Origin of the sequence: Desulfotignum balticum DSM 7044, from assembly GCF_000421285.1 — a bacterium.
GTDB lineage: Bacteria > Desulfobacterota > Desulfobacteria > Desulfobacterales > Desulfobacteraceae > Desulfotignum > Desulfotignum balticum.
Genome location: NZ_ATWO01000001.1, coordinates 605,356 through 626,683 on the forward strand (window position 1 = coordinate 605,356; position 21,328 = coordinate 626,683).

21 protein-coding genes, 1 pseudogene and 1 riboswitch are annotated in these 21,328 nt (G+C 50.5%); of the genes and pseudogenes, 8 read left to right on the top strand and 14 right to left on the bottom strand.

Annotated features, from left to right (window positions below):
- The first annotated feature begins 76 nt into the window (after positions 1-76).
- Together K365_RS0103240 and K365_RS0103245 are read left to right on the top strand one after the other, a co-directional pair.
- On the top strand, positions 77-313 hold the full coding sequence (locus K365_RS0103240; RefSeq protein ID WP_024333490.1) for a ribbon-helix-helix protein, CopG family: 237 nt from the start codon (positions 77-79) through the stop codon (positions 311-313).
- A gap of 11 nt (positions 314-324) precedes the next feature.
- Positions 325-765, top strand: a complete 441-nt coding sequence (locus tag K365_RS0103245) for a putative toxin-antitoxin system toxin component, PIN family (protein ID WP_245569133.1) — start codon at positions 325-327, stop codon at positions 763-765.
- A 61-nt stretch (positions 766-826) separates the two neighbouring features.
- Here K365_RS0103245 and K365_RS0103250 read toward each other — a convergent pair whose 3' ends face one another.
- Together K365_RS0103250 and K365_RS28360 are read right to left on the bottom strand one after the other, a co-directional pair.
- On the bottom strand, positions 827-1,030 hold the full coding sequence (locus K365_RS0103250; RefSeq protein WP_006964057.1) for a cold-shock protein: 204 nt from the start codon (positions 1,028-1,030) through the stop codon (positions 827-829).
- 160 nt (positions 1,031-1,190) lie between these two features.
- Entirely contained in the window at positions 1,191-1,529 is a 339-nt protein-coding gene (locus K365_RS28360) for a TonB-dependent receptor domain-containing protein (protein WP_024333492.1), read from the bottom strand.
- Positions 1,530-1,559: 30 nt separating this feature from the next.
- Between K365_RS28360 and K365_RS28365 the strand changes: the two genes are divergently transcribed.
- On the top strand, positions 1,560-1,856 hold the full coding sequence (locus K365_RS28365; protein ID WP_211221103.1) for a PIN domain-containing protein: 297 nt from the start codon (positions 1,560-1,562) through the stop codon (positions 1,854-1,856).
- Between the two features lie 214 nt (positions 1,857-2,070).
- Here the strand turns inward: K365_RS28365 and K365_RS0103265 are convergent, their stop codons facing one another.
- The 9 genes from K365_RS0103265 to K365_RS0103315 form a co-directional block, all read right to left on the bottom strand.
- Positions 2,071-3,279, bottom strand: coding sequence for an ABC transporter substrate-binding protein (locus K365_RS0103265; protein ID WP_024333494.1), 1,209 nt, complete (start codon positions 3,277-3,279; stop codon positions 2,071-2,073).
- 18 nt (positions 3,280-3,297) lie between these two features.
- Entirely contained in the window at positions 3,298-4,065 is a 768-nt protein-coding gene (locus K365_RS0103270) for an ABC transporter ATP-binding protein (RefSeq protein WP_024333495.1), read from the bottom strand.
- 10 nt (positions 4,066-4,075) lie between these two features.
- A complete protein-coding gene (locus K365_RS0103275; RefSeq protein ID WP_024333496.1) occupies positions 4,076-4,900 on the bottom strand; it encodes an SAM-dependent methyltransferase in 825 nt (274 codons plus the stop codon).
- 3 nt (positions 4,901-4,903) lie between these two features.
- On the bottom strand, positions 4,904-6,046 hold the full coding sequence (locus K365_RS0103280) for a FecCD family ABC transporter permease (protein ID WP_024333497.1): 1,143 nt from the start codon (positions 6,044-6,046) through the stop codon (positions 4,904-4,906).
- A gap of 44 nt (positions 6,047-6,090) precedes the next feature.
- Positions 6,091-8,181 (bottom strand): TonB-dependent receptor, PCPU motif-type, encoded by a 2,091-nt coding sequence (locus K365_RS28630; protein ID WP_419836687.1) that lies wholly within the window; start codon positions 8,179-8,181, stop codon positions 6,091-6,093.
- Between the two features lie 73 nt (positions 8,182-8,254).
- Positions 8,255-8,848 carry a class I SAM-dependent methyltransferase gene (locus K365_RS0103295; protein ID WP_024333500.1) on the bottom strand — a complete coding sequence of 198 codons (594 nt, stop codon included), beginning with the start codon at positions 8,846-8,848 and terminating at the stop codon, positions 8,255-8,257.
- A gap of 47 nt (positions 8,849-8,895) precedes the next feature.
- Entirely contained in the window at positions 8,896-10,983 is a 2,088-nt protein-coding gene (locus K365_RS0103300; protein ID WP_024333501.1) for a TonB-dependent receptor, read from the bottom strand.
- A gap of 162 nt (positions 10,984-11,145) precedes the next feature.
- Positions 11,146-13,353: a TonB-dependent receptor gene (locus tag K365_RS0103310; protein ID WP_024333502.1), complete on the bottom strand. Its 2,208-nt coding sequence runs from the start codon at positions 13,351-13,353 to the stop codon at positions 11,146-11,148.
- A 79-nt stretch (positions 13,354-13,432) separates the two neighbouring features.
- A complete protein-coding gene (locus K365_RS0103315) occupies positions 13,433-14,569 on the bottom strand; it encodes an FmdE family protein (protein ID WP_024333503.1) in 1,137 nt (378 codons plus the stop codon).
- 587 nt (positions 14,570-15,156) lie between these two features.
- On the opposite strand from K365_RS0103315, the pseudogene K365_RS29035 reads away from it, so the two are divergent.
- Positions 15,157-15,267 (top strand): annotated as a pseudogene (locus tag K365_RS29035) (XRE family transcriptional regulator); the annotation flags it as partial.
- A gap of 25 nt (positions 15,268-15,292) precedes the next feature.
- Here K365_RS29035 and K365_RS0103330 read toward each other — a convergent pair.
- From K365_RS0103330 to K365_RS0103340, 3 genes are all read right to left on the bottom strand, one after another.
- A complete protein-coding gene (locus K365_RS0103330; protein WP_024333506.1) occupies positions 15,293-15,928 on the bottom strand; it encodes a DUF3786 domain-containing protein in 636 nt (211 codons plus the stop codon).
- Between the two features lie 25 nt (positions 15,929-15,953).
- Entirely contained in the window at positions 15,954-16,241 is a 288-nt protein-coding gene (locus K365_RS0103335) for a winged helix-turn-helix transcriptional regulator (RefSeq protein ID WP_169432919.1), read from the bottom strand.
- Positions 16,242-16,342: 101 nt separating this feature from the next.
- Complete coding sequence (locus K365_RS0103340; RefSeq protein WP_024333508.1) at positions 16,343-16,951, bottom strand: TetR/AcrR family transcriptional regulator; 609 nt, start codon at positions 16,949-16,951, stop codon at positions 16,343-16,345.
- Positions 16,952-17,079: 128 nt separating this feature from the next.
- On the opposite strand from K365_RS0103340, the gene K365_RS0103345 reads away from it, so the two are divergent.
- From K365_RS0103345 to K365_RS0103365, 4 genes are all read left to right on the top strand, one after another.
- Positions 17,080-17,655: a class I SAM-dependent methyltransferase gene (locus K365_RS0103345; protein ID WP_024333509.1), complete on the top strand. Its 576-nt coding sequence runs from the start codon at positions 17,080-17,082 to the stop codon at positions 17,653-17,655.
- 220 nt (positions 17,656-17,875) lie between these two features.
- A riboswitch (cobalamin riboswitch) is annotated at positions 17,876-18,068 on the top strand.
- 115 nt (positions 18,069-18,183) lie between these two features.
- Complete coding sequence (locus K365_RS0103355; protein WP_024333510.1) at positions 18,184-20,259, top strand: TonB-dependent receptor plug domain-containing protein; 2,076 nt, start codon at positions 18,184-18,186, stop codon at positions 20,257-20,259.
- A gap of 17 nt (positions 20,260-20,276) precedes the next feature.
- Positions 20,277-20,528: a hypothetical protein gene (locus K365_RS0103360; protein ID WP_024333511.1), complete on the top strand. Its 252-nt coding sequence runs from the start codon at positions 20,277-20,279 to the stop codon at positions 20,526-20,528.
- The gene (locus K365_RS0103365) at positions 20,525-21,319 is read left to right on the top strand and encodes a DUF3450 domain-containing protein (protein ID WP_024333512.1); all 795 of its coding nucleotides are present in this window, start codon (positions 20,525-20,527) and stop codon (positions 21,317-21,319) included. Before K365_RS0103360 ends, K365_RS0103365 begins: the two co-directional genes overlap by 4 nt.
- The last annotated feature ends 9 nt before the right edge of the window (positions 21,320-21,328 follow it).

The window sequence follows — 21,328 nt, forward strand, 5'->3', positions numbered from 1 at the left end:
TGGTATTGACTGTGTGATGTGTTGGTGTTATTGTGCGTAGTAAACAATGAAAAAGTCACTGCCATTGGAGGCACCCATGAGCCGGCTTACCATCACCCTGGATGACGATTTGCACCAGGCACTTAAAGAAACGGCTGCTCGCCAGGGACGCAGCATCGGGAAAATTATTGAGGAAAGCCTTGTTTTGCGGGGTATTAAATCGATGTCCCACGCAAGGCAACTGGTGGAACAGGCCCGGATCAGGGGCGAGTGCAGTGATGACGAAGCAACCCGCCTTGCCGTTGAAGAAACCCGCGACCTTCGCACTCGATGAGAAAATCGGTCTTGATTATTGATACCGATGTGGTCGCAGCCGGACTCATCACTTCCCGGCCGGACAGTCCCACGGCACAGATTCTGGACGGCATGATCAATGGCAGGCTGGTTTTTCTTTTGTCTCCGGCGCTGCTCGATGAATACCGACAGATATTGCTGAGACCCAAACTGGTCCGGCGTCATGGTCTGACAGAACCGGAGGTCGTGCAGATTCTGACGGAAATCACTGCCAATGCCATCTGGCGGGATCCCCCTGCCGATACAGATCACCTCTCGCCGGATCTTCAGGATTCCCATCTGTGGGCACTTCTGGCATCAGAGCCGGCAGCGGTTCTGATCACGGGGGATCATCTGCTTATTGAAAAACCCAGACCCCGAAGATCAGTCATATCTCCGGCAGCCTGGCTGGCCCATTTTGCCGGCCGACCCCCGGATTCGGGCGGGGCATAAAAAAAGCCCCTGGACGGCGAACCATTCAGGGGCTTTGGGTCAGACTATATAAACGCGGTGATTACACCACAGTTACATTCGTCGCAGCGGGTCCACGCTGGCCTTCAGAAATGTCAAAGGAAACCCGGTCGCCCTCGTTGAGGGATTTGAAACCCATGGCATTAATGCCTGAGTGATGCACGAACACATCTTTCCCACCGTCTTCCTGCTCAATAAATCCAAACCCTTTTGCGTCGTTAAACCATTTTACTGTACCATTGGCCATGTTGGCTTTCTCCTAAAAAAATAAAAAATAAAAAAAATCGCTTCGTACTTTGGGATCAATCAGAAATTAAATCTTGATAAACACCGAAAAGATTGAAACATTATTTGATTATACAGACTTCGGCATTAAAGTCAATCCTTATTTTCTGGGTGTCACCGATTTAAAAAGCAAACGACGCGGTCATCATTGCCGTAAAAGGGGCGTCTACATAATAGCTGGTGTTTCCGGCCCGGCTGTCGTCCATGGCATTGATCACGGACACATATTCATGATCAAACAGATTGGTCAGTTCGAGCGACAGCTTGAGTTTATCGATAAAACACAAGTGGTTGAAGGTATACCCCATTTTCAAATCCGCCACCACATAGTCATCGATCTTTTCATTGTGTTCGGCATCCCCATACCGGCTGCCCATGTAGCGGACCATGGGAATCAGTTCAAAATCCCCCAGGATGTATATCAACCCGGATTTCAGGGTCCATTCAGGGGTATCGATCACCTATTTGTCTTTGGTATCCCGGACAATCCCTTGAAATGTCAGGTCGTCATCGTATGCCAATACCGCATACGTGGGGTTCAGAAAGAAGTTCAGGTGCTCATTGACGAAAAAACTGGTTTCAATTTCCATAGTCTGGACAATCGAACTTCTGATACTGCAACAAAGCTGCTGAAAACGTATCGGCTGAGTCATGGGCTGCTGATAGCCGATGCCTTGATTGCTGCAACAGCCATTGTCAACGGCATCCAACTGATTTCGAAAAACCAGAAAGATTACAGGTTCATTGAACAATTGGAACTCCTGGAATACCCTTCTTCAATTTTATGATGCAGTGATCAGGATCAAGCCATCACGGCCATGCTGGCGAAGTACCACCTCAATATTCATGATTTCATGAGAATGCGCATTGCCGATAAAAAAGGAAACCCGACCAAATCTTCCTATAGCCTGGCGGACATCCGACTCCGGGTGAGAAAGGTGCTGGTGGCCCTGCTCAAAGGACTGACAAAGGCCGATCTGAATCACATCCTCTGGCAAAAACTCAATGGGGTGGTTTTTCGGTTACCCAGTTCATCCACTGAACCGCCCGAAGCTGCGCTGCAGTGTTTGGGTCCACCCCATAAACATTTTGATAAAAGTCAAGCAGCCATACATTCAGGTCCACATCGGCAAATTTTTCAGGATATGCGGCCTTGGCAATTATCATCACATCAATCGGGTATTCCACCCGTTTGTCGCAATTGCAGGGGGTCCAGGGCAGGGCGGTAACCCGCCGGTTTTTGACTGCCCTGAGATCTTTCAGATTCTGATAATAGGGGGCTTCATAAAGTTCACGGGGAGGATGATAACCCCAGGCGGTAATCAGGACGATCACATCGGGATCGATCGCCAGAACCTGTTCGGTACCCAGGATATTCCAGGAACCTTTTGTTCGGAAAGCATTCCGGGCATTCACCACGGTTTCCACAAGCCACGAGTCAATGGTGTTCAAACCTCTCACGTGTCCTGTTCCGCCGGCTTCCCTGGATTTGGGGGAAAGCCCGAAAAGCAGCACGGAAGGTTTCTGATCCTCGGGAATTTCTCTGGTACGATCCATGACAAACCGGACTTGCTTCTCCAGGTATTCGGCCAGGGCCGTTGCCTTCTGTTCGTTTCCGAGGGCCCTTCCGATAATTCTAATTTCTTCCGAAATACTATCCATTTTCGGATTTTTTGTCATATTCGGCCCGAAAAGAACCACAAGCGGTATTCCTAAAGACTCGATCATGCGGATTGTTTTGTGTGTGCTTTCATCATTGGCACTGAGGGTGCAGGAGCCTGCCCTTAAAAACACGACATCCGGATTGAGGGAAGCAAGGGTTTCATAGTTAATGCCGGTACCCGATTGCGCCACCAAAGGCAGGTCCATGAAAAACGGGTTCAGGAAGGTAACAGTGTTCATACCGTCTGTATAGTCATACGATTCCCCGGCCACCGTTGGATAGGTGTATTCCCAGTGTTTGGGAATGCACGCGGATCCCAATCCGACGATTGAATTCTGAACCCCGAGAGCAGTCATGACTGATTCCACAAGGCCATCGCATATGGTCACCACCCGTTCAATTTTCATGGGTACCTTGACGGATACGCCCCGTTGGTCGGTTACGGAACGAAAAGAATCGGAATTTTCCGAAGCGTATATATCAGGTGCGGCTGTCAGAAGAATTCCCAGACAAACAAACCATTCAAAAAAAAACCGTAAACGCATCATGATCATTTCCTTTCAATTTCAGGTAATTCCCCTGGGCACCACCATCCTTATTCCGTCTACTTCTTTTGTGGTGCATATTTCGTGGTAAATACCGTTTAAAACCTTTTCCGTCATGACTTCATCTGTTGTACCTTGAATAACAATGCCTTTGCCATCAAGCACAACCACTTTGTGGCAAAACCAGATCACATGATTGGGATCATGACTGCAGGCGATCACTGTGATTCCCTGTGCGGTGATACGTCGCAGCATTTTCCAGATCCTGATCTGGTTGCTGAAATCGAGAGCCGAGGTGGGCTCATCCAGAAAAAGAAGCTTGGTTTCCTGGGCGATGGCCCTGGCAATAAGCACCATCTGCCGCTGTCCTCCGGATAAACGATTGTAGGCACGATCGGCAAGATTACGGATATCCAGCATGTGCAGGGCTTCCAGGGCAATGGCCTTGTCTCGTTTGCTGATTCCGAATATTCCCCCAAGATGAGGGGTCCTCCCCATCAGAACCACTTCCCGGACCAGATAGGGAAACGGCGGTTTGTGTTCCTGGGGGACATAGGCTGCGTGCCTTGCCATTTGTGCCACACTGGCTTTTTGAATATCCATGTCGTCCATGATAACCATCCCGGAGTTGTATTTCAGAAACTTGAGACAACATTTAAACAAGGTGGTTTTTCCTGATCCGTTGGGGCCAAAAAGTCCGAGGAGTTGACCCGGGGCTGCCTCGAAGGAAACCCCGTTCAGTATCGGCGTTTTTCCATAGCCAAAATGAAGATTATGTACCTGCAGCATGGGTTGCTCTTCAAATCCGAACCAGATTTTCCGTTTTACTCCGGTATCCGGCTCCTTCAAGACATTTTCCAACAATGATGAGACCGGCAAAATCCTCTTTGATACCCTGAACTTTTTCGGTGATGTTTTTCAGTGTTCCTTGAACAATGTTTTGTTTTTCATCATGACCGAGATGGTATATGACCGCAACGGGAAGATTTTCAGGATAATGATCTGTCAACCGTTTGATCAGGTTTTCCAGATTCCATAAGGCCATATAAAACACCATGGTGGCGGGATACCTGGACAAATCTTCGAAAATATCGTTATCCTGATCATTTTCCGTGAGAAATAACGGCGAGGTTTGCAGGACAAAGCGGGTATCGTACGCAGGAATGCTCGATTTTTTCAATGCGGCCATGGCCGCTGAAAAGGTTCCTACGCCGGGAAGGATATCCACTTCATCTACCTCAAACCCCTCGATGAACCAGTGGGACGGACCGAACAAACAGGGATCTCCGTTTTCGAGAAGGGCCACATTTTTACCATTGGCCATCTTTTCCTTGACGTATCCGACAATCTCTTCTCTGATGCGGATTCTTTCCTTTTTAAAACTTTCGATGAGCGACGGGTCTGAATGCACCAGCTCTCGCCAGGGTTTGCCTTTGTAATCGAAAAGGCCTTTCCATGGATTGCAGAACACCGGTTTTTTGTCAATATAAGATGCAAAATGCTTTTTGGTTTCCTCAGGACAAAGGATAATATCCGCCATTTCAATGCACCGCAAAGCTTCGAGTGTGGTTTGATCCGGGCCGCCGGGGCCCGTGCCGATAACAAAGAGTTTGCCTTTTTTCATGAATTAACCTCCAAAAGCCGTATGGCCTTTTGATCGTAAAAGATAAAACAGATAAGGAGCCCCAAGGATAGAAGTCAGTATGCCTATGGGAATTTCAGCGGTGGTGAGGGTCCTGGCCAGGGTATCACAGACAAGCAGATAAACGCCGCCAAGCATGGCTGCAGCCGGAATGACGAACCGGTTATCCGGGCCCAGAACCATTCTTGCGGCATGGGGCATCATCAATCCGACCCAGGCGATAATACCGACTGTGGAAACGGAAACAGCGGTGCACAGGGTGGCCATAATGATAAGAATCAATTTGTACCGTTCGGGATGTATTCCGAGCGCACGGGCTTCTTCATCTCCCATGGACAAAATGTTCAGTTTCCAGCCAAGGGACCATTGCAGAACAAAACAGATAAGAACAACGGGTGAAACGATAAGTACATCTTTCCATGTGGTGTAATAAAATCCTCCCATAAGCCAGAACACGATTTCCCGCAAAGCCGTGTCATGGGCCACGTATTTCAGAATGGACACCAGTGCGGAAAATACGGAACCGATGATAACCCCGGCAAGAATCAAGGTGATGACGGGTGTTTCTCCCCTTATTCTTCCCAGGCTGTAGGTTCCCATGACAGCGATCATCCCGAAGAGGAAAGCCGAAATCTGGACAGAGAAATAAAAGGCGGGGAAAACTATTCCCAAAGCGGCCCCGAAGGCGGCTCCGGAAGAAACGCCAAGAATGTAAGGCTCCACCAGAGGATTTCGGAAACACCCCTGAAAAACAGCCCCTGCCGTGGCAAGGCCGATGCCGATGGCCATGGCCAGGAGTATTCTTGGAAAACGTAAATCCCAGACTATGGTTTTTTGTAATGGATTCAACTGATCTGAAATCTGATAAGGGTTCAGGTGAGCCGATAACACCTGGTAAACGTCGGCAATGGTTATTTTATAGGCGCCCATGGTCATGGACAGAGCAGCCGTCAAAAAAAGAAGAGCAACTAACGAAAACAAAAGCAGCATTTTCCATTTTTCGGAGAAAACTTCCGCATCCTTTTCCTCCTCAATGTCTTTTTCCCGTTGAAAAACATAGATAAATTCGCTTTTTGCTCGAGTGAGACGACTGGGTGTTTCATCAGAGGTGTTTTTTTCAAGTTCCATGGTGTTTTGTTCATTCAGTGGAATTATTTCGCTATCCTTCATTGTTAAAACTTCAACCCCATTTCGACTGCAAACACCTGGCGCGGCATGCTGTAACCGGCCTGTTCCTGGTAATTGGTACCGGTTATGTTGCTGCAGGATAACTTCAGGTTGTAAAGAAGTCCTCCAATTGTCATCCCCTGTTCGAACCCCGCATCCAGGGTGGCGTAATCTCCCAAAGTTTCCCCTTTCTGGGCTTCTCTTTTGCCAACATAGCGGGCACTTGCTATAAGCCAGCCATCGTTCCAAACCTGATATTGGCTGAGCAGCTTGATTTTGTGCCTGGGAAGTAAATCAGGCAGGTAATATGTGTAATCCTTGTCATAAGCCGTATCGCTCACCGAGTTTTCCTGGTAGAGATAAGCGGCAGTTGCCCGGAAGCGATCCCCTAATTTCAATGCCAGTTCCAGTTCACCACCATACAGACGCACGTTATCCGTATTGTAAAGGCAGTTGCTGCCCAGGCCGCTCCCCGGAGCGGTAATCCCATTGTCATTGATAAAATCTTTGATATCGTAATAAAAAACAGCGGCCCTTGCGGACAAAGGACCATAATCCTTAATGATTCCCAATTCATATTCCAATGCAGTTTCAGGGTCCAGCGTCGGATTGCTCTCGTTGGCGCAACGCGCCCACCAGTAGTAATCTCAGGGACACGGCAGCCGATAGGATCGACTGACCGCAGCGTAAAGAGCGGTGGTATCGTTGGCCTGAAAATCGATTTTCAGGCTGGGAAACCAGTCTTTGTCGGTTTCTTTTTTACCGGTGGTGGGAAAAGCCGGGCTTGTACCTCCTGATTCAAACCATGCAAAGTAAGTGTCCTTATCAAGAGAATAATAACGAACGCCCGGCGTGATTTTCCATCGGTCTCCCAATTTGATGACATCCTGGACATAAAGGGATCTGACGATATAAATATTTCGAATTCCGCTGGGTTGCCCCAGTTCCTGATATTCAGCACCGAATGTAAAGCTGTGACGGTCAAAAAGATTCACATCTCTGTATTCGGCAATAAAACCCCGGCTCCGGTCATCAATGAAGTCCTCGATAAAGTCTGTACCCCGGTAGTAATATGTATCTCTTTTGCCTTCGGTTTGAAATCCATGCACACTAAAGGTGCCAGGTCCGAAGGGAATCTCGAAAATGGCATCCAGGTAATGGGTCTCCTTATCCCAGCGTGGCTTGGGATCACCGGGAAACTGCAGGGTGGAGGGAAGATGCCTTAACTGATCCGCAGTTCCCAAAAATGTCGGATAACCCGCATCATAGTCCCCGCGCGATGGGTCGTTGACCACGGGAAATCCGTATGTGACATCACTGAATTTGGCGCCTAATTTCAGTGTTGCATCCGAAGGCAGAAAGAAGGTAAGATGCCCGTTGATATTCTTGTTTTCCTGGAAATTGTTTCTCAGATATCCGTCCGTTTCCTGGCTGCTGGCCGAGAGATGATAGCCGAGAAAGTTTCCTGCACCGCCATCAACGGATGCTCTGAAATGGCTGGTTTCAAAAGATCCGTAGCCGCCACTAATGGAAAAATCAGGTTTTGGATCTTCGGTTTTCTGTCCTTTTTTGGTGATCAGGTTGATGACACCGCCAATGGCGAATGGATGCAGTACCGAATGTCCTCCCCGAATAATCTCAATCCGCTCGATGTCATCCATGTTCAAGGTTGACCAATCCACAATGTAACGTCCGTTATGGCCGGTGTGATTGATGCGGCGCCCGTCTATCTGAATGACCAGACGGCCTTCGTTGAGTCCCCGGATGGAAACCTCATCTCCGGGACTTGAAATCAGGGGATTGATTCTTTGAACATCAACGGCTCCGATTTCCTTGAGCACATCCGTCAGATTGCGGACCGTTCCGGCTTTCCGGAAATCATCCATGTTTATAATGGTTTTGTCCACGTTGATTTCAACTCCTTGCTGAGGAGCCATAACCGTGATGGGTGAAAGCTGGTACACTTGATTAGTCTCTTTGCCGGTTTCCGCAGACAAAATATTCCCCCAAAGAAAGACCAGCAGAAAACCCGAAAGGGCTGAAATAATTTTCAATCTCAATGTGGAAAGCACTTTTGATAGAAATCCGGTTAGCATCTTGTCTCCTCCTTTCTCATCAGCCTGCCCGAAAAGTCATTATCGGCAAGCGGCGTTAATTACGGGATATTCATTATTTTCGTGCCACGGCTGTATACCGCCCGGGCATATCTTTTATTTCCGGTTCTTGAAACCCCGCCGCCAGAAACAGGCCGGCCATCTGTCTTGCATGGGGCAGAAGATCTTTTTCTACGCCGGTATGGGATGCATGATGCGCCGCCAGCTCCCGGCGGCTCATCAAATGGGCGATGACCAGGTATCCCCCGGGTTTGAGGACCCGGCCCATCTCCTGCAGGGCAATGGCCGGGTCCTCAAAATGCGGAAATGCGGCAAAACAGATCACCCGGTGAAATATCCCTGTGCCGAAAGGTATCTCAAGGACATTCGCCTGGACGACCAGATCATTGTCCGCCCGGGTTTTCCGGCGGGCCTGTCCCACCATGGGAAACGACAGATCAAAAGCGAACACCCGTCCGGAAATGCCGGCCAGGGGCTCCAGGTAGGGAATCAGGATGCCCGGTCCTGTGCCCACATCCAGTATGGTCTCTCCTGGGGTCACCCCGAAGGTCTGGATCAGTTTCTGCAGCCGTTCCCGCACCGGTCCGGGGTAATGGGCCTGTTCCCAGTTTTCAGCCCTTTGATCAAAAAAATCGGATCTGGATGTCATCGCGTTTCCTGTCTGTCAATATGTCAATTCTTTCCGATTGGGTTACATCACCATTCATATTTGATTTCACCCACCGTAAACATACCGGGTGATTTTTCATCTTCGCTTCGCAGATAGGTTTCATCAAACAGGTTCTGGACCGCAAGACTTGCGGAGAGGCCCGGAAGCAGAAAATCCAGGTTGCGCCACAGTTTGACATCCACGGTTTCATACCCGCCGATTTCCTCCGTGTTCATGTCATCGCTGTACTGGTTTCCGATGTGGTTGAGTACAACCCGGGCATTGATAATGGAGGAGAAAACATCCACCCCGGCGCTGAAGCTGTGTTCGGGCACATATTCCAAACGCTTTCCTTCCAGTTCCGGACGTTCATCGAATTTGTCTATGAGCGATTCATTGAAGGTATAACCGGCAAAAAACCGGATATGCGTGTTGGGCCGGAAGGCAAGATCCGCCTCAAACCCCTTGATCTCCACCTCGGTGACATTGTTCATCAGATACACCGCCCGGTTCCGTCCCCACAGAAACCGGGTCTGGCCGGTGTCCACGCTGTAGATAAAATCCTTTCCCCGGCTGTAATAGCCGGAAAAGGACAGGTCCAGCATGTCAAAAAGCTTTAGATCACTGCCGAGTTCAAAGGAGTCAAGGGTTTCATTTTCCAGATCCGGATTGGCATCATAGAACCGGCCGTGGAATATGCCGTAACGGCACAGGGCATCCAGGATCGGTGCCCGGAATCCCCGTGAATAAGATCCGTACACACTGATATTGTCCGACACATGATACCGGGAGGAGATTTTGGGTGAAAAGGCATCCCAGCTGGAATCTTTCAGGCTGCCGGATACCAGGTCAAACGGTGCGACATTGGAGTCATAGAGACCGTCCTTGAATTTTGCCGTGTCAAAGCGGACGCCTCCCACCAGTACCAGGCGGTCATCCAGAAACCGGATTTCATCGTGCAAATAGAAGGCATACTGCTCCAGCCGCCCCTTGTTGATGGCGTAATCACTGCTGAAATCATAATCATCTGCGGCATCCACCTCGCTGATCCGCAGGTCCGCACCCAGTATCAGGGTCGAGTGATCTCCGATGTCCGTGGATACGCTCAGAGCGGTACCATAGTCATCCCGGTCCGAAAGAACCTTATAAATACTGGCGGCATCGGCAAAATCCCGGTGCCAGAAATAGTCTTCCCGCTGAAAGAATCCACTGAAATGCCACTGCCAGTCATTCACCGCCTTTTTGTAAAGAAGGTTCATCCGGTTGGTGTCAAAATCCCTGTGGCTGCCTTCCGGGATATTGTATTTATATCCTTCCCCCCTGCGGTCGTCAAAATAGGCATAGCCCAGCTCCAGGGAACTGTTTTCATCAAAAGCATACCCCAGCTTGGCGGAGACGTTGAATTCCTCCACAAACCGGTCGATGCGGTTGTCATAATCGCTGCTTGTTTTTGTCAGAGAGGTATACCCGTCACTGTCAAGGCCGGTTGCCGCCACCTGGCCGTAAAATCCCCGGTCACCGTCCTGTCTGCCACCCAGTCGGACAGCTCCTTTTTTTGTGCCAAAACTGCCGTATCCGGCGGAGACAGCCCCTGAAAAAGGTTTGTCAGGCCGCTTGGTGATGATATTGATCACCCCGCCCATGGCATTGGAACCGTAAATCGAAGACCCTGGCCCTTTGAAGACCTCGATCCGTTCGATATCGGCCAGGTTGAGCCGGTTCCAGCGCATATTTCCGGAATCCCCGGTGGAGGCCGGTGTGCCGTCTATGAGCACCAGGGTCCTGCCCGGCTCATTTCCGCCCAGACCCCGCATGGTCACCTGGGGAGACAGTTCGAATATGCCGTCGGTCCGGGTGGTTTGCAGTCCGGAAACCTGCTGAAGCAGTTCGTCCACCCGTTCAAATGGGGTGTTTTCAATGTCAGCGGCAGTGATGACGGTAATCCGGCCCGGCACCCGGTTCTTATCCGTGGGAAACCGGGTGGCGGTGACCACCATATCATCCAGATGGATGGCGGTATTTCCATGATGCCGGGTGTTTTCCGTATCCTGCCCGGATGCCTGACAGATCATCAGGCCGGCGGTCCAGACACAGAAAACCAGTGCTGTGGCCATTATTTTCATCAGTTTGTTCATTTTTTTTCCTTATCAGTTTGTTCTGTTTTCATATTGTCCGGCCAGCGGTTGCATTTTTCCATCAGGCCGTTATTTGAAAGAGATTCATCCCGGTACGTCCCGAATGAAAGGCCGGGGCAGAAGTGGCCGTGAAAATCAAGACATTTCTGATGTGATATTTTTTTAGAAATCAAACGATACCGTCATCATTGCCGTAAAAGGGGCGCCTACGTAATAGCTGGTGTTTCCCGCCCGGCTGTCATCCATGGCATTGATCACGGATACATATTCCTTGTCAAACAGGTTGGTCAATTCCAGGGACAGCCTGAGTTTGTCCACAAAAGAAAAATGGTTGAAGGTATACCCCATTTTCAGATCAGCCATTACATAATCATCCACTTTTTCATTATGTTCGGCATCGCCATAGCGGCTGCTCATATATCGTATCATGGGAATTATCTCAAAATCCTTCCAGGTGTAGATCAAACCGGTTTTGACGGTCCACTCAGGGGTGTCCAGCACCTGTTTGTCCTTTGTATCGCGGACAGCCCCCTGAAATGTCAGGTCGTCATCGTATGTCAATGCTGTATAGGAAGGGTTCAAAAAGAAGTTCAGGTGGTCATTGATCAGAAAATTGGACTCGATTTCGATCCCGTAGCCGGTGGCATCCCCGACGTTCTGGTTGTAACTCAGGTTCACTCTTGGATCATAGACAGTGGTCAACAGGTTCTGGTGCCTTGAATAAAACAGGGTCGGCACCACTTCGAACCGGTCAAACCGGAACCGCGCCCCCACCTCGAAATTGTCTGAGATTTCCATGTCATAGCCGCTGAACATATCGTCAAGCGTCACACCTGCCGCCTGAAATGCGGTGCGGTTCTGGTTGTAAATGTTGACCAGCGGGACATAGGCATAGGGCCTGATCTGGTTGCGCCCGTAACTGGCGTTCAATTCCACGGTGTCTGTCAGCCGGTATGCCACGCCCAGTGTCGGAAGAATTTCATCATAAGTCTTTTCTTCCCGGAAAAGATCCGAAGCCGCTTTCAGCGTGTAGTCAGGCGCGGATGCGACATATCCCTGGCTCGAAGGATCCGTGTAGTGAAAATATTTGAGACCGGCCTGCCAGTCGAATTGTCCGATGCTGCCGGCCAGTTTCAGAAACGGACTGTGGGCCACACCTTTGTCGTCACTTTTCATGTACATGCCGTATCCTTTGAACGCAAAGGTGATTGGGTCGTAATTTTGCTGCCGGATGATCATGTCGGACACCTCGGCCCAATACCCCAGAGAAGCCTTGCCCCATGAAAAGTGGGAATCAAGCTGAGTGATCATCCCGTACCTTTCAATATCCCGCTTCCTTTTGATGACAATTCCGCCTTGTGAAGCAGATCCTTGCAGAATTTCAGTGTCTTCATCCGTATAATATGGTTTGAATTTAAGACGAAATGTGTCTGAAAGCGTGACCGGTATTTCAGCCAGAAAATCCCGGTTGGCGTAGTCACCCCGGTTGTATCGGTAATAGTTGATATCATCGCTCTTATTGCCGGTCAGGCTGCTGTTGTAGTCTTTGTTGTAAAAACTGCCCAGAGATTCAACTTCACTATAAGTCAACGGCCGGTAGAGATCCTGATTCAGATCATTGGCGTTGAACCAGAATTTGACCTCGTCACCGGTGGGCATGGGCTGGCGTAACATGACATTCACATTCTTTCTGGGTCCGAGATCACCGGGGCCTTTCCATTTTTCCGCATCTGTATGGGACAGGGAAAGGGACAGCCCGGTCCCGGTTCGGGGCAGGCTTCCGGAATCTAACCGGATAAAGCTTCGGCTGTAATTGTGGGTGCCGATTCCCTGGCTGACATTCACACCGAACTCCTCTTCAGGCCATTTGGGCCTGAGATCCACAGCCCCGCCCCGGGCCCCCACGCCCGTGCCGAGATCTGCCGGAACGGCGCCTTTGTAAACGGCAATGCTGTCGAAATTTTCCGTATCATAAATATATTCCCTGGGCCCCATGGGATTGCCCCCATAGTTGGGAACCCCTGCCACGGTCATGGCACCCAGAAATCCGCGGACCCCCCGGACCCGGATATTTTTTTGTTCCGCTGCCAGACCATATGGGTCGATGCTTTCAACCGTGATTCCGGGAAGAATATTGATCGCCTCATAAACGCTGACCGCAGCCTTGCTTCCCAGTGCATCCAGACCATCCCGGGTGATCTCGCTTCCCGTGTAAACCGTTTCATTGGTCTGCTTGGTGGGGGTCACCAGTTTTGTACCCGTCACAACCACATCATCCAGAATCACTTTGTCTGGGCCGGATTCCCCGGCACCAGCGGAAAGAGCCGCCATCACAAAACAAACTGCCATGAACTGCTGCATGAATTTCATTTTTCAATACCTCCCGGTTTCATTCGCGCACGAGCGCGGTTTTCATTTCAAAGGGATTTTCATTGGTTTGTCACCCGGATCATTTGACGGTCAAGCCCATCTTTTGCAAAGGATCAATCCCGGGTCCGGCCCAGTCTATGGGAGACACCCCGTCCGGCAGGGCAACGGTCTTCAATACCTTGACAAACGCTTCAGGGGTGTCGATCCGTTCCAGGTACCACAGGTCGGTGCACAATTTGTCGATGATGACATTTCCGGTTTTGGTGCAGGAGGTGTCTGCCCAGTCAAATCCCAGGATGATCGCCTCCCATTTCCGGGTTTCATCGTCCTGACGGTACACAATGGTGGCAGCATCCTGAATTTCCGGGAGCCGGTTGGCCCGATCTGCCTTGGAAGGATAGTTTACGGCATATTTTTTCTTGCCGGGGGTGGCGTTCAGAAGTACCATCAGGGCATCCTCCTTGCACCAGGGATCTGTTCCGTGCACAAAGTATCCGGTGCTGCCGGGGGGGAAATGTGTCTGCACATAATCGGCCATGAAAATACCTGAAATAACCCCGGGGCAGTAATGGTCATGGAACTCAAACGCCCGGATCACACGAGCCGTCGCTCCGGATGCCACTGCATTGGCAATGGTGATGACCCGGAAAGCATTGTTCCCGAATATCCGACCGGCCAGCCGGGCTTCAAGTGCTGTTGCATGCTGATAAAGGTATGCGGCATCAATCCGTTCCACGGTCCGGATGCCGAACATTTCAGGGGACATGGGTTGTGGGAACAGTTTGGAATCAGATCCGTCTGATCTGTTCATCTCCAGATAGGCACAGAACCCGGACTGCCGGTCATAAACGGCAAACCACAGGGGATCCCGGGCAGCGGCATGGATCTCCACCAGGGTGTTTTTGCCCCGGCTGGCTCCGGTCACCACCGTCAAGCCGTCAAGGGCGCCCTGGGTGGACATGCCGAATATTTCTGCATATCCTGCATTGGTCAGAACAATGAGATTTTCTGTGTCCGGCGCGGCAGCAGCGGTCTGGATCATTTCCAGGGACATACCGGCGGCAAACTGCCCTGCCGCCTTCCACCGGGTGTAAACAGATTCACCTGATGACGGGTCACTATTCTTTTGCCCAAAACACACCCCGCACCAGGAGGTGATGATAACGGCCAGAAAAAATATCATTATGACGGGATGCTGATGTTTCATTGAGGTCATGGTTTTTCTCCTTTTCATTTCAAAAGACATCTGTTTAATTGATGAAGCAACCATCGGGCATCAGGGTTTTTGTCTGATGGTTCCATTCAACTGCAAAGAAAAAAACAGCACATCCAAAGATGTAGGATTTTTTTCCATCATTTTGCTTTTACAGAAAAGACATGCCTGTGCCTGGAAGGTATCCAGATTCCTGATTGACCCCGCAGACACACGCTGCTATAAGAAAGGAGAAAGCCCTTCTGCCGGTCATGGACCGGCAGAAAAGGATTTCAGCCCGGAAGGCGGCACGGCTCTTTGACCGGACCCTGTGCCGTCTTCCTTTTTTATCTGTTATGTCATTTCCTGCATCCTGTTCAAAAACAAAAAGGCCAAGAATATCTGGACAGGCAAGTTCTCCTGTCCGACCTTCTTGGCCTTGGCTTTAACAATTTAAAAAAAAGCTTGGTTCAGCTCGCTGCAATTTCTATTGCAGAATTTTTGTCAATCTATGTAAAAAATAAATCCCTGTCAAGGGCAAAAAATTATTTTCAATGTGTGTCATCCCTTTTCTCCACTGAAATGGCGTTCTGACGTAACAACAGGCCGCGGAAATCCTTGGAATGCCGCAACCCAAATTATCTCAGCTGTTACGCAGCCATTTCCGGGGCATAAGTGAAGCAAAAATGATTGCATGTCTGAATTATCTTGGCAGCGACGTGAATATTGTTGCAATAATCAGGGTCGTCAGGCCAGCATGGCTATATCCGGATTGTCTTTTCCCGCCAGCCGTTCCGCCAGCACCATGCCGATCATGGCCAGGCATTCCATGTCAAGGTATCGGGCCGCCTGTTTTTCAAACAACAGGGAGCAGTCCGCCGGAAAATCTTCGTCCGCATCATTGAAAATCAGGTAGATCCGCACCCTGGGAAGGGCCTCGAACATATAAGACAGATCACAGGAGATCCCCAGGTCACCCGGTATTCCCCCCAGATGCCGGCAGCCGGTTTCCAGCGCGGCAAGGCGGCCTGCAAAGGCCCTGGAAACCGGTTTTTGGGCGGTGTTGTCAAACCCCTGTACATAAGGGGCCGCATCCTTGAAATCCCGGTATGTCTTCAGCTGCCTGTCTTCATCCGGGGCTTCCGGGCCCAGCAGCAGATACTGGCACAAAATGACACACACCGAATGAGGGGGCCGGCGGCCCTGGTGATCTTCAATTTTCCGGGGAAAGACCGAAAAGGTCTCATTGAAAAAGGGAATGGTGATGGTCTGTCCCTCTACCCGGATACCCAGTATGTCCTGTTTATTTGTCAGGTCCAGGCCGGCCACCCGGGCCAGATAGTCCTGATAGATTTTTTCAAAAACCGGTGCTTTGGATGTCATGGTTTGTGAAACTCCTTCTTTGCTTTTAATCGTTATTTTGCCACAGGCAGATTATTTTCCTGCCGCCTCTCATTTCAGCCCGTAATTTTTCCATATGCCGGAGTGCCGCTATGTCCCGTTCAAAAGTCTCTAGGGGGAGTTCAAGCTGTTCCGAAAGCTCCTGAATGCTGATACCGCCTGTTTCTTTCAGGATTTGCAGAATTTTTACCTGCACCGGGTTCAGATCCGGCCGTGAACCGGTTTTTTCCGAAAAAGATTTTGCGCAGTAGGCGGCCCAGGGGTCACACGCCTTGGGCGGTGAAAGTAAGATCATATAGCAATCCTCGCAAATCACCTTTCCATTGAATTCTCGCTCATCGTTTTCAGGGATGTCCGCTTTGCACCGTTGACATTGAATGGGATGTTTTTTTTGCATCAGATTTCACCTGTCCTTTCTATATCAAGCAATTTCATGAGGATCTTGACGGCTTTCATGGCATGCCGGTGGATTTTTTCCCGGGGCGGAGAGGCATGTAAACCGATAAGCACCGGCATGCGCATGGAAAGGAGAATGGCAAGAAAAATGTTGATCTCGTCTTCAGCGTTATCAATGTTGAATCTATCCTTGAAAAACCGGGCAAGGCAGGTTTTCGTCCGCCGGGGTCCCATTGCATAAAAGGCGCGGGTTATTTCCGGCACCTTGGGTCCTTCGGATACCAGCAGCCGGATATTGGCCAGATGTTCTTCGGATAAATGTCTTTCAATAAATCCGACGGCAAATGTTTCTAATGCCTGCGTCGGGTCTTCCAGGGTCAGTGGCTTTAAGAAATCACTGCTCCCCTCCAGCTGTTGTGCTTCCAGAGCCGCCCGGAAAAGCGATTCCTTGGACTCAAAATAACGGTAAATTGTTTGCTTGGTGACATGGGCCTCTTCGGCAATTTTATCCATGCTGGTATTGATGAAACCGTTGGATTGAAATAACTCCAGTGCAGCTTTAAGTATGTTTTCAATCTTGTGTTTTTTGTTCTGAGCAAGTTTTTTCATCAGCTGTTCAGTTTTTAAAAGGCCACAAAAATCAAACTTTATAGTATGATTTTGATTGACAAAACGGTTACAAACCTTATCGTGTACAGAACATACCAAATAGTATGATTTTTATCAAGGAGGCAAACGTGCATGACAGGAAATTCAATCCCCAAAAATTGCAGAAGCTGAATAGCCCGGACAGACTGAAGGACATCCCGCCTGATTACATTATGGGCAAGCTGAATCTGAAAAAATCGGAGGTGTTGGTCGAGATTGGTGCTGGCACTGCGTTTTTCAGCAAAGCGTTTCTCCGGCAGTTGGATGCAAAAACCGTATATGCCTGTGATTTATCCGAAACCATGCTCCAATGGATCAAGGACAATGTAACGCTGAAGTATCCCAATATCATCCCCGTAAAGACCGGAGAATCTACCATCCCGCTTGAAGACCGCCTGGCAGACATGGTGTTTACCATTAATCTTCACCATGAACTGGAAAATCCCGGGCTAATGCTCCTTGAAGCCTACCGTCTGTTAAAGCCCGGCGGGAAAATATGCATCGTTGACTGGCTGAAAAAGGAAATGGCGGAAGGGCCGCCCGCAAAGATCAGGTGTTTTCTCGGGGATGTGAAGGCGCAGGTGGTACAGGCCGGTTTTGGAAATGTCAAGGACTATGAGGACCTGGCAAAACACTTTCTCGTTGTCGGGGAAAAGGGGCATTAGGCATCTGACGATTTTCTATTCTGCTGCTTCGATATCCATATCATCTTTTTGAAACAGCATCTCCGGCCAGTCACAGGCACAATATGTTTTCCCCTGCAACAGGGTAGAACAACACCTCCTGGAAGTCAAAAAACTCACGCCCGGAAAAAGTTCCCCGATCCTGTCTTTGCTCTTAGTCCTGACGATTGTGGTTGACAGGGAAAGTAATCAGGTATAAAGAGAGAGTTGTACATTTGCAAGTGGTTCCATGGCTTGGTCCTGGAGCCTGAATAAGGGAAAACAGTGAAAATCTGTTGCGGTCCCGCCGCCGTGAATGGTGACCCGCTCTGCTGAATGCCACTGTGAAATCATGGGAAGGCGCAGAGACGGGGTTGACCCTAAGCCGGAAGACCTGCTTGTAAATATTGGTTTTGCACAGCGCGGTACTGTGCAGAGGCATTACAGAGATTTTAAAAACGGAAGATCTCGGGGGATTGGCCCCCGGGATCTTTTTTTTTGGGTCAATACCGCAAAACAGAGGAGAAACATATGAAGCGCGTCATGCTGAAATGGATGGCGGTGTTGATCATGCTGTTGCTTTCTACAAAGGGTTTTGCAAAGGATATACAGGCTGAAACGTCCTATAAACTGGACACCGTGGTCGTGACTGCCAAAAGAACCGAGGAAAGACTAAGAGATGTCAGTCAGAACATGACTGTTTTCACACAAAATGATATTGCGCAGTCCGGGGCGGTTTCTGTGACGGACCTGCTGAAAAAAGCCGGAATCCAGGTGTACAGTGACGGCGGAGCCGGCTACGGCAACGAGGGCGTGGTCATCCGGGGCGGACGCAGTTCCATGCACGGGTTTGATATTGCCGGCGATATCCTGGTTCTGGTGGACGGCCATCGCACAGGCTCTGATTTCCTGGGAAATATCGGCCTGGAAAATACGGAGCGGATTGAGGTGATCCGGGGGCCGGGCGCGGTCCAGTACGGGGCGGCAGCCATGGGCGGCGTCATCAATATCATTACCAAACGGGGAAGAGAAAAGCCGGAAGGTTTTGTCGAAGCCGGTGCCGGCAGCTGGGGGGAACAGCGCTACAAAGCCGGTATATCCGGGAAAGAGGGGAACCTGGATTTTGCCGGGTCTATGGCCTACTTTTCCCGGGACGACTATGAGCTGGGGAATGGGGATACATATGAAAACAGCGATGTGGAAGACCGGGTGCGTTACAACTTCAATACCGGCTGGAATTTCAATGACAACCACCGCCTGGGCCTGATTATTCAGGGATCAGACACCAACGATGCCGGCAAGGGTGAAGACGCGGCCAGAACCTATTATTACTATACCCGCCAGGACCGGGACAACCACACGATTGACCTTTCTTACAAGGGACGTAACGAAGCCGGTGCCACCACCTGGCTCACCCGGTATTTTCAGGGAGAGGTCAATTACGACCTGAAGCGGTTCACCAGTTCCAGCACCACCCGGCTGCCGCTGTCGGAGAATTCCAACCGGTTCCGGGGATCCCAGGCCCAGGTCAGCCATGACTTTGGCCGGTTCAGTACCGTGGCCGGCATGGACTGGATGTCTTATGAATTTGACCAGCGCCAGGACGGCGACGCTGCCGGTTCGTCGACCCGGAACACCGCCCAAAGCGATTTTGACAATATCAGCGGTTTTCTGATGGGTGATGTCCATCTGCTGGAAAACCGGAACCTGACCTTGTCTGCCGGGATACGGTACGATGTTTTTGATGTTTCGGTGAATGCCAGGAAGATCAAGGAAGATGTGACCGTATCCAGGGAGGTCGACAAACACAGCTGGAATCCGTCCTTTGGGGTTGCTTACAGCCCAACGGATTTTCTCAAAGTGCGGGCCAATTATGCCACGGCGTTTAAAATGCCGCTGCCCCGGCAGCTGACAGGATATACCGTCATGATGTCCACGCCCTTTATCGGGAACCCGGATCTGGAACCGGAAAAAAGTGACAACTATGATCTGGGATTTGACCTGGACTGGAAGTCTTTGTTTGTATCGGCCACCTGGTTTTACAGTGATTATCAGGATATGATCGGATACGAGACCCACAACAGCGCTGACGAACACTACAGCGGCAAGCACTACTGGTACTATAATGTGGATTCGGCCGAGATTCAGGGAATTGAACTGGGGATGAAACTGGATCTGGCCCACACCCTGGGATGGTCTTTCCAACTGGAACCCTACGTCAACTGGACCCATCTGCTGGTGTTTGAAGACGGCAACGGCTATAAACTGCCGGACCGCTCCCGGGACAGCCTCTCCGCCGGCCTGGTTTTCGGGTCTGAGGAAGCCGGCCTGACCGCCGGGCTGGACGCTACCTATTACGGAACCCAGTATGCGGTTGACCGGGAATCCGGGAGCAGTACTGTCGGATCCCAGGAAAAACTGGAGAATGTGGGAGATGCATGGGTCATAGATTTCTCCTGCACCCAGCGCCTTTTCAAATTTGAAAACTCAAGGGAAGTCCGGTTAAAGGCTTCCATTCACAATCTGTTTGACGAGTTCTATTCCACTGATGAGGATGACTGGATGCCGGGTCGGTCTTTTTACCTGGGTGTGGAATTCCGGTTATGATGGGTCGTTGAATTTGTGTGCTGTTCAATGATTTTGCCGGTTTTCACTGTTTGCAGATCGTGATAGCCGGCACATGGAGAATTTTTGTAACCATCATGAAGAAATCCGGGTTTTTGGTTGACAAGCCGCCTGTGGATATTGTAATCAGGCAGGAACGTAACGCAGCCAAGAAGGATTTAATAAAACCACGAAGGTTTTTCCCGGTTGAGAGGGATACCTTTGTGGTTTTTTTGTTTATGGATGATTCAGAGCAGGAGATGCAGATATGAGGATGAGAAGGCAAAAAGGGACTGTCAGGCGGAAGGTGTTTCCGGCCGTGGTGGTGTTGCTGATGTGGTTCCTTGTTTCGGGACCGGCGATGGCGGATACTGCCGCAGTCGTGGAAACGCATGTGGCAACATCCATCGATGTGCGCCAGGCATCCCAGAAGGAGCAGGAACAATGGGATGCCCAAAGGGCGGAACTGGCAGCCGAGTATGACCGGCTCACGGCGGAAAATGAGATCCTGGAAGCTGAAAACAAACGCATGTCGGACACATCAACCGCACTCGGGCAGGTGATTGACCAGCTGGAACAGGAAAAAACGCAGACCCGGCAGGTCCGGGAGGAACTGCTGCCGTTTCTGGCCAAGGTGCAGGAAGATCTGACCCGGTTTGTGGCCGAGGATGTTCCCTTTCTGCCGGAAGAGCGCCGCACTCGTCTGGAAAAACTGGCCGTTCTCATGGATGATCCCGAGGTGGCGGTGGCGGAAAAATTCCGCAAGACCATGGAAGCATTGGGCATCGAGGCGGAGTACGGCAATACCATCGAGGTGTATCATGACCGCATCCTGCTGGGGGACCGCCGGGTGTCCGGGCAGATTTTCCGGCTGGGGCGCATCAGCCTGTATTCTCTGTCCCTGGACGGACAGGAAGCGGCTGTGTTCGATGTGGGGGAGCAGCAGTGGCGCCGTCTGGATGACAGGTTTGTCCCGGAGGTGGCGGCAGCCGTGGAGATTGCTTTGAAACGGCGGACCGCCGGGATTCTGGATCTGCCCCTGGGCCGGCTGGCAACCCCGTGAAGGAGGCGG